The sequence below is a fragment of the Dyadobacter diqingensis genome (assembly GCF_024220585.1).
GTDB lineage: Bacteria > Bacteroidota > Bacteroidia > Cytophagales > Spirosomataceae > Dyadobacter > Dyadobacter diqingensis.
In genome coordinates this window covers 229,864-243,664 of sequence record NZ_JAMXKF010000004.1, presented here as the reverse complement: position 1 = coordinate 243,664, position 13,801 = coordinate 229,864, and the positions used below count along the sequence as shown (strand labels likewise).

The window sequence follows — 13,801 nt, the reverse complement described above, 5'->3', positions numbered from 1 at the left end:
TGGTAAAGAGTAATTTTACTGCGTTCAATCCTGTCAGTCTGTATTTCTAAAACAAATGCCGGTTAACCAAAAAGACATATCATTTTTCGGAATAATTACAATGACAAGATAAAAGACAGCCTTACAGACAATCAACAGAGTAAAATCCCCATATATAAACTTGATATTTTTATAATTACAACAAAATATGTTGAGGCAGTTAACTCCTGAAATGCCATAGTAGCAGTTATTTCACGATGGCCTATTGACCATCCTTTCATCGGAACCAATGGAGAAAATGATTAATGCTGCAACAATCTTCTGGAAGCATAAAACACCAGATCACCCCGCTTCATATAGCGTCTAGCGTTAGCACCGGCCATTTAAACCGAGCCAGTGGGATTGAACAGACACAATTTTTTGATTTTAAAAAAGTATATTTCCAAAAACTTTATTCATAACCTTTCAACTAAAAACATGGCGAAGATCACAGTAAAAGACGGTACCGAAATTTATTACAAAGATTGGGGGACCGGGCAGCCGATCGTTTTTCATCACGGCTGGCCTTTATCCGGTGATGACTGGGATGCACAAATGATGTTTTTCCTGGGCCAGGGATTCAGGGTTATCGCACATGACCGCCGCGGACACGGCCGTTCAAGCCAAACCGCCGACGGCCATGATATGGACACCTATGCAGCAGACGTTGCCGAGCTTACAGAAGCGCTTGATTTGAAAGATGCAATCCACGTTGGTCATTCAACCGGCGGCGGCGAGGTGATTCGTTATGTAGCAAAACATGGAAAAGGTCGTGTTGCAAAAGCAGTACTGATCAGCGCCGTTACGCCAATTATGGCAAAAACAGAAAACAATCCGGATGGTATTCCTTTGTCGATATTTGATGAAATAAGAGAAGGTACAGCCACCAAACGCCCGCAATATTTTCAGGATTTCACGATACCGTTTTATGGCTATAACCGCGAAGGTGCAACGGTATCGCAAGGCATCCGCGACAACTGGTGGCGTCAGGGTATGATGGGCGCCATCAAAGCACATTACGATTGCATCAAGGCATTTTCGGAAACAGATTTCACAGAAGATCTGAAAAGCGTGGACGTGCCTGTATTGGTATTACATGGCGAAGACGACCAGATCGTTCCGTTCGAACTAACGGCTGTAAAAGCTGTAAAACTGGTTAAAAACGGGAAGCTTATTTCATACCCGGGTTTCCCTCATGGCATGCCAACGACGGAAGCCGCGACGATTAATAAGGATCTTTTGGCTTTTATTAAGGAGTAGGAAATTCCGGAACCGAACAAACTGTGAAAATTTCAGCAGTTTGTTCGGTTTTGAGGTATGAATTGTTTTCCAATTATAACAAGTATGAAGATTAAGCCACAGTCGTGCACGGTTGTGCGTAGTGTTCAACGGACACTACGTACTATTAATAAATGACCGTTTGTAACGGTCGCCAAAATATGTTTATAAAGTCTTTATCAAGCCGTACCGTTAAAAACGGTAAATTATTAAAAATGCGTAGTTTAGAAACTACGCATAACGCCGCCGCATAACGACACCATAACCTCAGCAGTTGTGCGTAGTGTTCAGCGAACACTGCGTACCTTTAATAAATGACCGTTTGTAACGGTCGCCAAAATATGTTTATAAAGTCTTTATCAAGCCGTACCGTTAAAAACGGTAAATTATTAAAAATGCGTAGTTTAGAAACTACGCATAACGCCGCCGCATAACGACACCATAACCTCAGCAGTTGTGCGTAGTGTTCAGCGAACACTGCGTACCTTTAATAAATGACCGTTTGTAACGGTCGCCAAAATATGTTTATAAAGTCGTTATCAAGCCGTACCGTTAAAAACGGTAAATTATTAAAAATGCGTAGTTTAGAAACTACGCATAACGCCGCCGCATAACGACACCATAACCTCAGCCGTTGTGCGTAGTGTTCAGCGAACACTGCGTACCTTTAAAAAATGACCGTTTGTAAAGGTCACCAAAATATGTTTATAAAGTCGTTATCAAGCCGTACCGTTAAAAACGGTAAATTATTAAAAATGCGTAGTTTAGAAACTACGCATAACGCCGCCGCATAACAACACCATAACCTCAGCCGTTGTGCGTAGTGTTCAGCGAACACTGCGTACCTTTAATAAATGACCGTTTGTAACGGTCGCCAAAATATGTTTATAAAGTCGTTATCAAGCCGTACCGTTAAAAACGGTAAATTATTAAAAATGCGTAGTTTAGAAACTACGCATAACGCCGCCGCATAACAACACCATAACCTCAGCCGTTGTGCGTAGTGTTCAGCGAACACTGCGTACCTTTAATAAATGACCGTTTGTAACGGTCGCCAAAATATGTTTATAAAGTCGTTATCAAGCCGTACCGTTAAAAACGGTAAATTATTAAAAATGCGTAGTTTAGAAACTACGCATAACGACGCCATAACGACACATAACACCACCGTAACTTCACCGCCGCATAACTTCACTACACAACATCACGCATAGCATAAACTCATTACGTCACATAACCTAAAAACTGCATTTAAAACAACGTCATGCAACCTCCAACTCAAAAAGTGCATCAAACTAAAAAGCTGTCGATTTTCTATTCCATATAAACAGATCAATATCTAATGTCAGTCATTGCAAAAGAACCGGCAACCCTGCAAAAACAGCCGAAAAATAAAGTCGTTTATATTGATAATTTAAAAGTAATACTGACTGCCTTGGTGATCTTGCATCATGCCTGCGTAACATACGGCGGACCGGGATCATGGTATTATTCCGAAAAAACCGCAAACGCCGGCGCAATCATTCCCATGACCATTTTCGTGTCAACCAACCAGGCATTTTTTATGGGATTTTTCTTCTTTCTGTCGGCGTTGTTTATTCCCTCTTCTCTGAATAAAAAAGGTACCGCTGTATTCATCAAAGATCGTCTTCTGCGCTTCGGCATTCCGCTGTTTTTTTACTCTTTCATTCTCTCGCCTATCATGGATTATCTGGTTTATTACTATGGAGGGGAGCATTATATCACGTTTTTACAATTTCTATCCGGATACGATGGCTGGATAAGTTTTGGCGTTATGTGGTTTGTGCTGGCTCTTTTGCTGTTTACCGGAGTTTACATTTTAATACGGCGGTTTCTGACTTCCGAAACTGAAATATGGAAATTACCTTCTGTCAACAGGATTTTATTGGTTGCAATAGCGATTGGTTTCGTGAGCTTTTTAGTCAGAATTATCTTTCCCGTGGGATGGGTTTTGAGTCCATTTGGTTTTCAACTCGGGCACTTCCCACAATACATTGCGATGTTTACATTTGGTCTCATTGCGGCCAATAGCAAGTGGCTGGATCAGCTGGAATATTCGCGATACAAAAAATCGGCGACCATCACCGCTTGTTTAATTCTGATCGGTTTTCCGGTTATTTACACATTCAAATTTGTGTTTGACAGTGCTCTGGGATGGTTTAGCGGCGGCTTCCATCCAGAATCTCTGTTGTATGCGAGCTGGGAACAGCTCACCGGTTTTACGATTTCTACTGCCTTAATCTGCTTTGGAAAACGGTACTGGAATACAACGTCTCCATTTTTAACCGCGCTGGCGCGTTGTTCTTTTGGGGTGTATATTTTACACCCTCTTGTGTTAATATCGCTATCTTTAATCGCAAAGAGCTGGCCGATTGATCCTGCACTTAAATTTTTAATTGTCGGGCCTGTTGGCGTGGCATTGAGCTTTCTATTGGGATATATTGTTGTTAGAATTCCCGGCGTTAACAAAGTTCTTTAACAATGCACAATATCCAACAGGTATTTTTGACGGTCCATATAATCACGAAACGTTCCTACGGAACGAGGCTTACCGCTCTCCAATTGTCCTTACTACCAACGAGACGTCCCGACGGGACGTTTCGATAATCCATTCGTCAGTGGTTGCTGTTAACACAGAAAAGAGACAACTGACAACTAAACTGGAACACCCTGCATTCGACTACAACAAAAGTAGATTCAGCTACGCCTCCTTGTTTGCTGTGGCGGAACTTTGCAACATCAAACAAACAAAAGAAAAATGAAAATTGTAATAACAGGTTCCTTAGGAAATATCAGCAAACCACTGACCGAAGAATTAGTACAAAAAGGGCATGAGTTGACAGTAATCAGCAGCAAATCCGATAAACAAAATGAGATTGAAACGCTGGGAGCTACCGCAGCCATCGGATCACTGGAAGATGTGGATTTTCTGGTAAACACTTTTACCGGAGCAGACGCCGTTTATTCCATGGTGCCGCCCAATAACTATTTCGACCATAACCTTGATCTGATTGATTATTATCGAAAACTGGGCAGGAACTATGCGCAGGCCATTCAGCAGTCCGGGGTGAAACGGGTGGTTAACCTCAGCAGTATCGGTGCTCATTTAGACAAAGGAAACGGGATTCTGACTGGTGCGCACAACGTCGAACAAATCCTGAACGCGCTGTCTCCCGAGATTTCCATTGTGCACATGCGTCCGACATCATTCTACTACAATTTGTTCGGTTATGTCGATATGATCAAAAAAGCCGGTTTTATTGCTGCGAACTACGGAGCAGACGATCTCATACCCTGGGTTTCTCCCATCGATATTGCTGCTGCGATCGCCGAAGAACTGGTTACACCGTTTGCCGGAAGGAAAATCCGCTATGTGGTAAGCCAGGAACTTTCTGGTACCGAAACTGCTACGATTTTGGGAAAGGCTATCGGGCAGCAGGATCTGACATGGACACTCATCAGCGATGAGCAAACGTTAGGTGCCCTTGTAACGGCTGGAATGAATCCGGTTATTGCAGCCGGTCTCGTTGAAATGTACGCCGCCCTGCATAGCGGTCTCTTGTCGGAAGATTATTACCGCAACAAACCGGCCGTGATGGGAAAGGTAAAACTGGCGGATTTCGCAAAAGAATTTGCCGTCGTTTTTAAATAATTAGCTACCTTGGAAAATGGCAAACATGGAACCAATCCGAATCAAAACGATTGCTGAATGGCATCAGTTCAGGCACCTGCCCAAACCGGAACACCCGCTGATCAGCGTGGTCAATTTTGCGGATGTGAAACGGCTGCGTGAGGACGAGCCGCGAAGCATCGTCAATAATTTTTACTCCATCGCGCTGAAAAGAAGTTTTAACGCCAAGATGAAATACGGTCAGCAGGCTTATGATTTTGACGAAGGTATCATGTTTTTCATTTCGCCAGGGCAGGTTTTTTCCATTGAAGCGGACGGAGAAATAAAACATTCGGGATGGTCATTACTTGTTCATCCCGATTTTCTCTGGAATACCCCGCTGGCTCAGAAAATCAAACAGTATGAATTTTTCAGTTATTCGGTACATGAGGCACTGCACCTTTCAGAAAAAGAGGAAACGACGATCGCCGGAATTATTCAGAATATTGAACAGGAATACCATGCCAATATCGACAGGTTCAGCCAGGATGTTATCATTGCTCAGCTTGAATTGTTGCTGACCTATTCCGAGCGGTTTTATCAGCGCCAGTTTATTACCCGAAAAATCTCCAATCATAAGATACTGAACCGTCTGGAAGAAATTCTTTCCGACTATTTCAACAGCGACAATCTGGCGAAGCAGGGCCTTCCTACTGTCCACTACATCGCCGAAACGTTACATGTATCGCCCAATTATCTGAGTGGATTATTGAAAGTGCTGACCGGACAAAGCACTCAGCAGCATATACACGACAAACTGATCGAAAAGGCAAAAGAAAGGTTGTCTACGACCAGTTTATCGGTAAGTGAAATCGCTTATGAACTCGGTTTTGAACATCCGCAGTCATTTAGCAAACTATTTAAAAACAAGGTAAAAACAACGCCTTTGGAATACCGACAGTCATTTAATTAAAAACATATTTTCGGAGATTCAGTGACCTTACTGAATCTCCAAAATTTGGCTTCCCTATTTGATAACCAATGACTTTCCGTTGATTAACACGTTCTCCGCTTTTATACCCTGATATTTGCTTTGCAAAGTAACCTGTGCGTTAGCCTCGATATTTTTGAAAACGATATCGGAAACTTTATCGGAAGGATTTCCTTCAAGGTCTCCAAAACGCTGACACGTCACTTTGATATTGGACATGGTGACATTGTGAACATTGCCATACGGTTTCTCCTTGCTGTCACCCAGATCAAAAAATTGCGTCCACGGCTTGATTTCGATAATCGTCCCGCAGGTGCCAGTGATATCGCTCACCGTTATATTTTCAAAGATCTGATAAGTATCCGGCCTCATTTTCAATTTTAAAATAGGACAATTGTTATCTACTTTGCAGTTCCGCATGGTAATATTTCTGGCATGGATACTCTCGCTTCCCAGTGTCAGGGTCGCATGCGCGGCGCCGAAGGTGCAATTCTCCACCAGAATATCCTCCACAATGCCATTTTCGGGCAACTTATGTGCATCTGGTCCCTTTCCGCCTTTGATCACAATCGCATCGTCATTGACAGAAATGTAACAATTCCGGACCGTAACCTTTTTACAAACATCAATATCGACGCCATCGGTACTCGGTGCCGCGACGGGTTTGAAAGGCGAGCGGATATCACAATTTTCGATCAGCACATTGCTGCACTGATACAAATGCGTCGTCCAGAAACCGGCGTTGTGCAGTTTGACATTCTGGATATTTACGTTGGCACATCCCCAGATAAAAAGCAGGCGCGGCCTATGAACTTCCAGATTGGTGGTCTGTTTTCCAACCGCTCTCAGCGAGTCCCTGTGTGCCCAAAATGATTTCCAAAACCGCAAGCCATTGCCATTAATGGTCCCCGGACCTGAAATGCTAAAATTATCAACCTTATAGGCATTCACCAGGGCAGCGTAATAATCCAGACTTCTTCCTTCCATCCGTGACGGGATCAGCGGATAATCGGCAATATTGTCAGAACCTTTCAATACCGCACCTTCCAGCAATTTCAATGTCGTTTTAGGCTTAAAAAACAAGGCACCGCTAAGATACACTCCCTTGGGAATGACAATCGTACCTCCCCCACTGGCATGCGCCTTGTCGATCACGGCCTGAATAGCGCGCGTGCTCAACTTAGTGCTATCGATACCTACACCATACTGGGTTATGTCATAATCCTGCGATTGAGCGGTGAAAGCAGCAATACTCAAACAGGCAAATAATAGTAATTTCTTCATGCTAAACATGGGATTAAGCGTTTTATGGAGTTAACTCCATGTAAACAACTGATTTCGCTGAGTCCGGAAACGCAGCGAAATCAGTTGGCAGATGTTATCTTTTCAAACAGATCAGTTGTACCCCGGATTCTGTTTAAATTCTTCCTTGTTCGTCACCGCATCCAGCTGAACCTGAGGAATCGGACGCAAGTTATGCGTTTCCTTAATGTTTGCTTTGGCATCCATATTGTATTTTTGAACGTAACTTACCAGTTTCCCGGTACGTTTCAGGTCATACCAGCGGAACAATTCACCAGACAGTTCACGGGCGCGTTCATCCAGAATAAAATCTATTGTCAGGTCTTTTGCCGTGATTTCCATATCGGCTTCTTTACCGGCAATGGCGCGTTTTTTACGAAGATCGTTCATAAACTTCAAGGCCTCCGTTGGGTTCGTATTCATCAAAGCTTCCGCCGCGATCAGGTACATTTCTGCAATTCGGATGACGAAACCGTCACGAGCGCTCCACTCCTGATTAGCAGTCAAACGCGTCGGATCCATAAATTTGCTCATTTGAATAAACTGCGATCTCAGCAAGAGTGTCCCATCAGTCTTATACATCGTATTGCGGTCGAAGATTTTATAACGACCAGACGCATTAGCCGTTTGTTCAGGGGTAGCAACTGTTTTCAGGAAAACCATCGAAGTATCACCCAAAGCCATTTTCGGATACCCGTTAACAGCACCGGCTTTCAGGTTCGCCATGTTCGCTTTCCAGACCGTTTGGAAAGTCCCTGCATAACGCTGATCGACGTTTTCGTTAAACAAATCGAGTAAATGCAAAGTCGGGACATAACGCTGGTACGGACGGCCATAAGCGACAGAACGCTCCATGCCCGGCTGCTTGTCGTACACCATGATAAAATGCAAATGACTGTTATTGCCCTTGCCGGCAGCCGCGTCGTAATCTCCGTTCATGGTATCGTCGTTGGTGTAATTGACATAATACACCACCTCCGAGTTTGCTCCGCCTTCTGCGTTTTTCATATCCCAAAGCGATTTAAAGTCCGCAAACAAGGAGTACCGCCCCGAGGCAATAACCTCCTTCGCCAAGGTCGCAGCCTGCGCGTACATCGCAGCGTTATTGGTTGCACTGGCACGGGTCAGCGACATTCTGGCTTTAAAAGCCTTGGCCACATCCTGCGTGATACGTCCGGTGGTCGATTTGGTTGGCGCCAGATTTGCGATCGCGATATCCAGATCTGCAAAAATCACTTTATAAAACTCTTCAACACTGGATCTTTTTGCTGTTGTCACCACACCGATCGTCGGTTCCGTCGACAATACAACATCACCCCAGGTTTCGGTAATCAGCCAGAGATAATGAGCCCGCAAAAACCTGACTTCTCCTTCATATTGTTTGTTCAGTGCTTCACTTAAAACTGGTGCGGGAAGCAGTTTGAGAGCGGTATTACAGGTGTTCAGTGCTTTGTACAAATGCGCCCAATAGTCTTTAAGATTGGTCTGAGCACCATTTAAGTCCACGGAATAATCCGAAATCTGGTTGGCTTTGTTATCTCCTCCCCTAAGGAAAAGATCAGTTCCTGTTTCTGCAAATGCGGATGGAAATTCTTTTCCATACCATAACCTGGTTCCGGAATAGGATGCGTTCACCGCCGCTGTAATGCCGAGTTCGGTTTGAAAAAACGGGTCTTCGGTCAGGCCGCTTTTATTGGTTTCGGAAAGATAATCTTCGCAGGAAGTAAGCCCGGCAAGCGAAAAAGCCATCAACAAGGCCGCTATTTTGATTTTCATTGGAATGTCTGTTTTAAAATTTCAATAATTCATCTCAGGATTCATTTACCCGAATGATTAAAAATCAATGTTTACACCAAAGATCATCTGCTTCACAAGCGGGAAACTCAAATCGCCGCCACGTTCAGGATCGTAATCCTTGATCTTGCTGAAAGTGAAATAGTTTTGCAGTGTACCATAAACCCGCACACGGCCAACCCCGATTCTCTTCACCAGCGAAGTAGGGATATTGTAACCCAATGACACATCTCTGATTTTCACGAAAGACCCTTTCACATAACCCAGTGTCGTCTGATACAGATAATTCGTTGTCGAATACGAACTGTTCGGTCTTGGAAAAGCATTGGTCGGATTCTCTGGTGTCCAGTAGTCTACGTTCGATGAGTTTTCCAGTGCACTTGGTTTGTATGCGCTGCTGTTGTATTCGTAGTTGATGTAATGCCCGATACGGCCGTAAACAAACACACTTAAATCAATATTTTTATACTCAAAATGGTTGTTAACCCCGAATGAAAACTTCGGAACCTGCGAGAACGTGGTACGGTCACCTGGATCAACCACGCCATTTCCGTTGATATCAGCCACCTTAACATCACCCGGTTTATTACTTCCGAATTTCAAAGCAGCTTCTTCTTCGCCAAGCTGCCAGATCCCGATTTTCTTGTAATTATAAAACACCTTTGTTGGCTCGCCAACGAACCAGCTGCTGGCCTCATTACGCGTAACCCCGCTGTTCAGTGCGATAATCTTTTCCCGGTTTACAGTAAAAGTCCAGTCTGTCGACCAGTTGAAAGATTTTGCGTTGAGATTCTGAGAAGTAATAGCCAACTCGATACCCTTGTTTTCTACCTGACCGATGTTTTCAAGAATTTCACTGTAACCGGTGTGCGTTGGCAGCAAACTTGGCAGCAGCAAATCCTTGGTTCTTGAACGATACACGTCAATTGTTCCCGAGATTTTATTACCCAATAAACCAAAATCAATACCGGCATTCCAGGTTCCTGTTGTTTCCCAGGTCAGGTTTGGGTTCGGAATGATACTTGGCCAATACCCGAAAGCAGCGCTCGTACCAAAAGCATAAGCGGACAATCCTAAACCTCCTTTTGTAGCATATGGATCAATAGCAGCATTACCCGATTTCCCCCAGCTTACACGCAGTTTCAAATCATTGACCACTTTACTATCCCGCAAAAACGGCTCTTCGATCACACGCCACGCCCCTGAAACCGATGGAAAATAACCCCATTTATTTCCGGCTGCCAATACCGAAGACCCGTCCGTACGCAACGAAGCCTGGAAAATATATTTGTTGCTCAACTTGTAATTCACCCTTCCAAAAAACGAAGCAATTTTGGTCTCTCTCAATTTACTGCCAATGGCTTTGGAGATCGTATTCGAATTTAGATCGTGAAAGGAAGTGATCGGAGAAGCCTGGTTATTTCCCGACGAAGTATATTCTTCAAATTTGGTCCCCAGCGAACTCGTGCCCAAAAGTCCCTGAATCTGATGGTTTCCGATTGTTTTATTATAATTAAGCGTATTTTCCCAGGTGTAATTGAAATAATTTTCCAGCTCAACACCGGAAGTAGAATTACGCCCCGCGTTCGCCACCGTGTTATATCCTCTGTAATATCCATTGCGGAAGTCTCTGAAATCCAAACCTATCGTAGATTTAAAGAAGAGCTCATTCGTTATTTTCACGTCCAGATACGCAGAAGAAAATAAACGCTTATCAACAATATTGTTTACAAAAACGCCCGGTTGCTCATCCGCCAGCGGCGTGAATTGCGCGCTGTAACCCGGCGCCGGATTCAGAATCAATGTTCCGTCGTCGTTGAACGCTTTGGCGATCGGCAAAATTTTGTTTGCCATGTTCAAAGGGTTATCCCGTTTATCCTGATTTTTATAAGAATAAATGGCGCTCACGCCCACCCTGATCCGGTTGTTGAATTTATGGTCAACACTAATCTTTCCGTTCAATCTGCGATAAACATCATTAAGCAGCAATCCCTTATCCTTTTGATAACCGAATGACGTTGCGAAAGTGGTTTTTTCACTGCCGCCAGTCATATTGATCTCATAGTTCTGCATCAGACCGCTATGGAAAATATAACTCTGCCAGTCCTCAAATTGTTTGTCTTTGAGGTATTGTAACTCCGTTACCTGAAAAATATCCTCATCTTTTCTGTATACATCACCGTTGGTTGTCCGGTAGGCTTCACGTTTCTGCTGAGCATATTCTTCACCGTTCATCATGCGCGGGTAAAGCGCTTTTTTGTTCATCGAAACATATGAATTGAACGACAAACTGGATTTACCTGACGACCCTTTTTTAGTTGTAATGATAATGACTCCATTTGCACCGCGGGTTCCGTAAATGGCCGTGGAAGCAACATCCTTCAAAACTTCAATCGAGGCGATATCCGTCGGGTTGATATCAATAAACGAACCGTATGGAATTCCGTCGACCAAAACCAGCGGCTTGTTGTCTGCTTTCAGCGACCTATTTCCACGCAAAACGATATTAATATCCGCGCCCGGCTGTCCGGAACTTTGCGTAATATCAATCCCCGAAACCTTTCCTTGCAGCGACCGTAGCGCATTCGTTGTCGGAATGGCCGTAATATCTTTTGATTTTACAGAGGTAATTGCACCTGTTACATCGCTCTTTTTCATCGTACCGTAACCTACCACCACCACTTCTTCCAGCGCTTTGGTATCTGTCACAAGTTTTACATCAATAATCGACCGGTTGTTCACCTGAATTTCCTGGCTGACATAACCCACGTAAGAAAAAACCAGTGTTGCATTCCCGGCCGGGATCGTAAGTTTGTACGATCCGTTTACGTCCGAAGTCGCACCGGTCGTTGTTCCTTTCAGCAAAATGCTTACACCCGGAAGCTCTTCTCCATTATCTCCCGTCACCTTTCCCGTAATATCAAAAACAGAATTTGACCTGTTTTTTCCATCTGCCGACACTACCAGATTTTCCGTGAAATTCAGACGATTTCCGGCATGAACCTTCTGACTACCAACCGGTAAAATTCCATACATGAGTAGCAACCCTAAGGCCGACGCACTTTGTAGCTTTCTAAACATACATCATAACAGTTTATATTATTCTATTTATTAATGCAAAATTCATATTCAAAAACAGGTGCTTTTCATGTAATTTTCAGGAGAATAAATCAGGTTTTACCAGAAAATTACAGGTTGAAATATGGCCGAATCAGAATGTGAATAATCGAAGAAATAATTGATTGTCATTTTTATTATCACTTCGTTTGACAGAAGGAAGGTTAGATATTGGCAAGAGATGCCAAAGGTTTTAACGATATTTTTTTACGCAAACGATGTCGGGAACGTCGCCAAAATAGACTTCATCCATTTATTTCTTGGACATTTTAGTCGTTTTTTAATTTCTTTTTAATCCTTCATCAGCCAGTGTGACCGCCAGTAAATAGGATTAATTTTATAATTAAACAGATGTAATATTATACTCCGGAAAGATCAAATACTGTTTGAACCCATATTTCCATTCATGAAGCCTAGATAAAAGATGCCGGCTTTACTTCGCAAATTAAAATGACATTAAAACAAAAAGTCCTGACTTACAGCGGATTTTTGCTGCGAGTCAGGACTTTCAGATTCGTTTTTAACCAGTATTGAATATTTACCTTATCTTCTTTTCAGCCAGTTTCGTTCCTTCTACTCTGGCTCTTATTTTTTCAAAAGCAATTTCACGCGCAGTGGAGATATCGTCAGCAAATGGAGAGAAACCACAATCATCCGTGGAGCCCAACTGTGCGATCGGGATGTATTCATACGCTTCCAGCAATAAGTCACTGACTTGCCCGGGCGTTTCAATGACCGGATTAAGCACATCGATGACGCCCAGAAATATTTTCTGACTGCCACCAATGTTTTCACGTATGCATTCCAAAACAGATTTTTTATCCTTTTCACCGGCATATTCCAGATAAAAATTACCCGCGCGAAGTTTAAAAAAGAGTGGTAATAATTCGGTGTAGGGAACGTCTGCACTATGTGTGGAATCGTGGTCGCCGCCGGGACAGGTATGAATGCCTATCCTGCTCCGCTGTGCATCCGTAAAGCGGTCGAGCACCTGATTGTTCAGGTCAATAAACTGACTCAACAAGCCTTTGCTGGGATCAAGTTTCAACGACAACCGAGCTTCTGTAAAGTCAATCTGTACGTTATAAGCACCGGCATCCAGACATTTTCGTATATCCGTCTCCGCCTGATCCAGCAAATCGCTGATAAACTGACTTTGTGAATATCCTTCAATACCTTCGGCGGGATAGAGCAAACTCATCGCAGATGCCGATATCACCGCCTGTTTAACCGGCAGGGAGGTATATTTCCGCGCCTCATTTAAATAATCAGCTGCAAAATGCTGATATCGGAATGGACCGGAAATCAGTTTAGGCAACTGCCTGGTGTGGCCGTCAGCAAATGGAATGACCACCCCACCGGGCGCAAGAGCTGGCGATCCGTGAATGGCATAAGTGGCAAAACTCGGCTTGGACTGTTCCCCGTCCGAAATCACAGGTGAACCTGTCGCTTCCAATTGACGGATGGTCTCGCTCGTTGCCTTGGCGAATAACTTTGAGAGTTCTTCCTGCTGAATTTCACTCTTTTGAAAAGCCTGCATAGCTTGCTGTAAATACGCAGGTCTCGGAATACTTCCAATGGGTTCTGTTGCTATCTTAGTCATGTTTTTGCTTTGCTTAAAAAATAAAAAACGGTCCACAAGTCAATCCGTCGAAGTGAAGGGTAACATA

Annotated in this window: 8 protein-coding genes; 4 read left to right on the top strand and 4 right to left on the bottom strand. The window is 43.6% G+C overall.

Annotated features, from left to right (window positions below; translation table 11 throughout):
• Positions 1-456 precede the first annotated feature (456 nt).
• The 4 genes from M1L62_RS13395 (at position 457) to M1L62_RS13380 (ending at position 5,900) form a co-directional block, all read left to right on the top strand.
• Positions 457-1,278, top strand: a complete 822-nt coding sequence (locus M1L62_RS13395; RefSeq protein ID WP_254560091.1) for an alpha/beta fold hydrolase — start codon at positions 457-459, stop codon at positions 1,276-1,278.
• Positions 1,279-2,638: 1,360 nt separating this feature from the next.
• A complete protein-coding gene (locus M1L62_RS13390; protein WP_254560090.1) occupies positions 2,639-3,796 on the top strand; it encodes an acyltransferase family protein in 1,158 nt (385 codons plus the stop codon).
• 279 nt (positions 3,797-4,075) lie between these two features.
• Positions 4,076-4,969, top strand: a complete 894-nt coding sequence (locus tag M1L62_RS13385; RefSeq protein WP_254560089.1) for an NAD(P)H-binding protein — start codon at positions 4,076-4,078, stop codon at positions 4,967-4,969.
• A 16-nt stretch (positions 4,970-4,985) separates the two neighbouring features.
• A complete protein-coding gene (locus M1L62_RS13380; protein WP_254560088.1) occupies positions 4,986-5,900 on the top strand; it encodes a helix-turn-helix domain-containing protein in 915 nt (304 codons plus the stop codon).
• Between the two features lie 54 nt (positions 5,901-5,954).
• Here the strand turns inward: M1L62_RS13380 and M1L62_RS13375 are convergent, their stop codons facing one another.
• The 4 genes from M1L62_RS13375 to M1L62_RS13360 form a co-directional block, all read right to left on the bottom strand.
• The gene (locus M1L62_RS13375) at positions 5,955-7,202 is read right to left on the bottom strand and encodes a glycoside hydrolase family 28 protein (protein WP_254560087.1); all 1,248 of its coding nucleotides are present in this window, start codon (positions 7,200-7,202) and stop codon (positions 5,955-5,957) included.
• Positions 7,203-7,313: 111 nt separating this feature from the next.
• On the bottom strand, positions 7,314-8,996 hold the full coding sequence (locus tag M1L62_RS13370; RefSeq protein WP_254560086.1) for a RagB/SusD family nutrient uptake outer membrane protein: 1,683 nt from the start codon (positions 8,994-8,996) through the stop codon (positions 7,314-7,316).
• A gap of 57 nt (positions 8,997-9,053) precedes the next feature.
• Complete coding sequence (locus M1L62_RS13365) at positions 9,054-12,095, bottom strand: SusC/RagA family TonB-linked outer membrane protein (RefSeq protein ID WP_254560085.1); 3,042 nt, start codon at positions 12,093-12,095, stop codon at positions 9,054-9,056.
• A 574-nt stretch (positions 12,096-12,669) separates the two neighbouring features.
• On the bottom strand, positions 12,670-13,734 hold the full coding sequence (locus M1L62_RS13360; RefSeq protein WP_254560084.1) for a cobalamin-independent methionine synthase II family protein: 1,065 nt from the start codon (positions 13,732-13,734) through the stop codon (positions 12,670-12,672).
• Between the last annotated feature and the right edge of the window lie 67 nt (positions 13,735-13,801).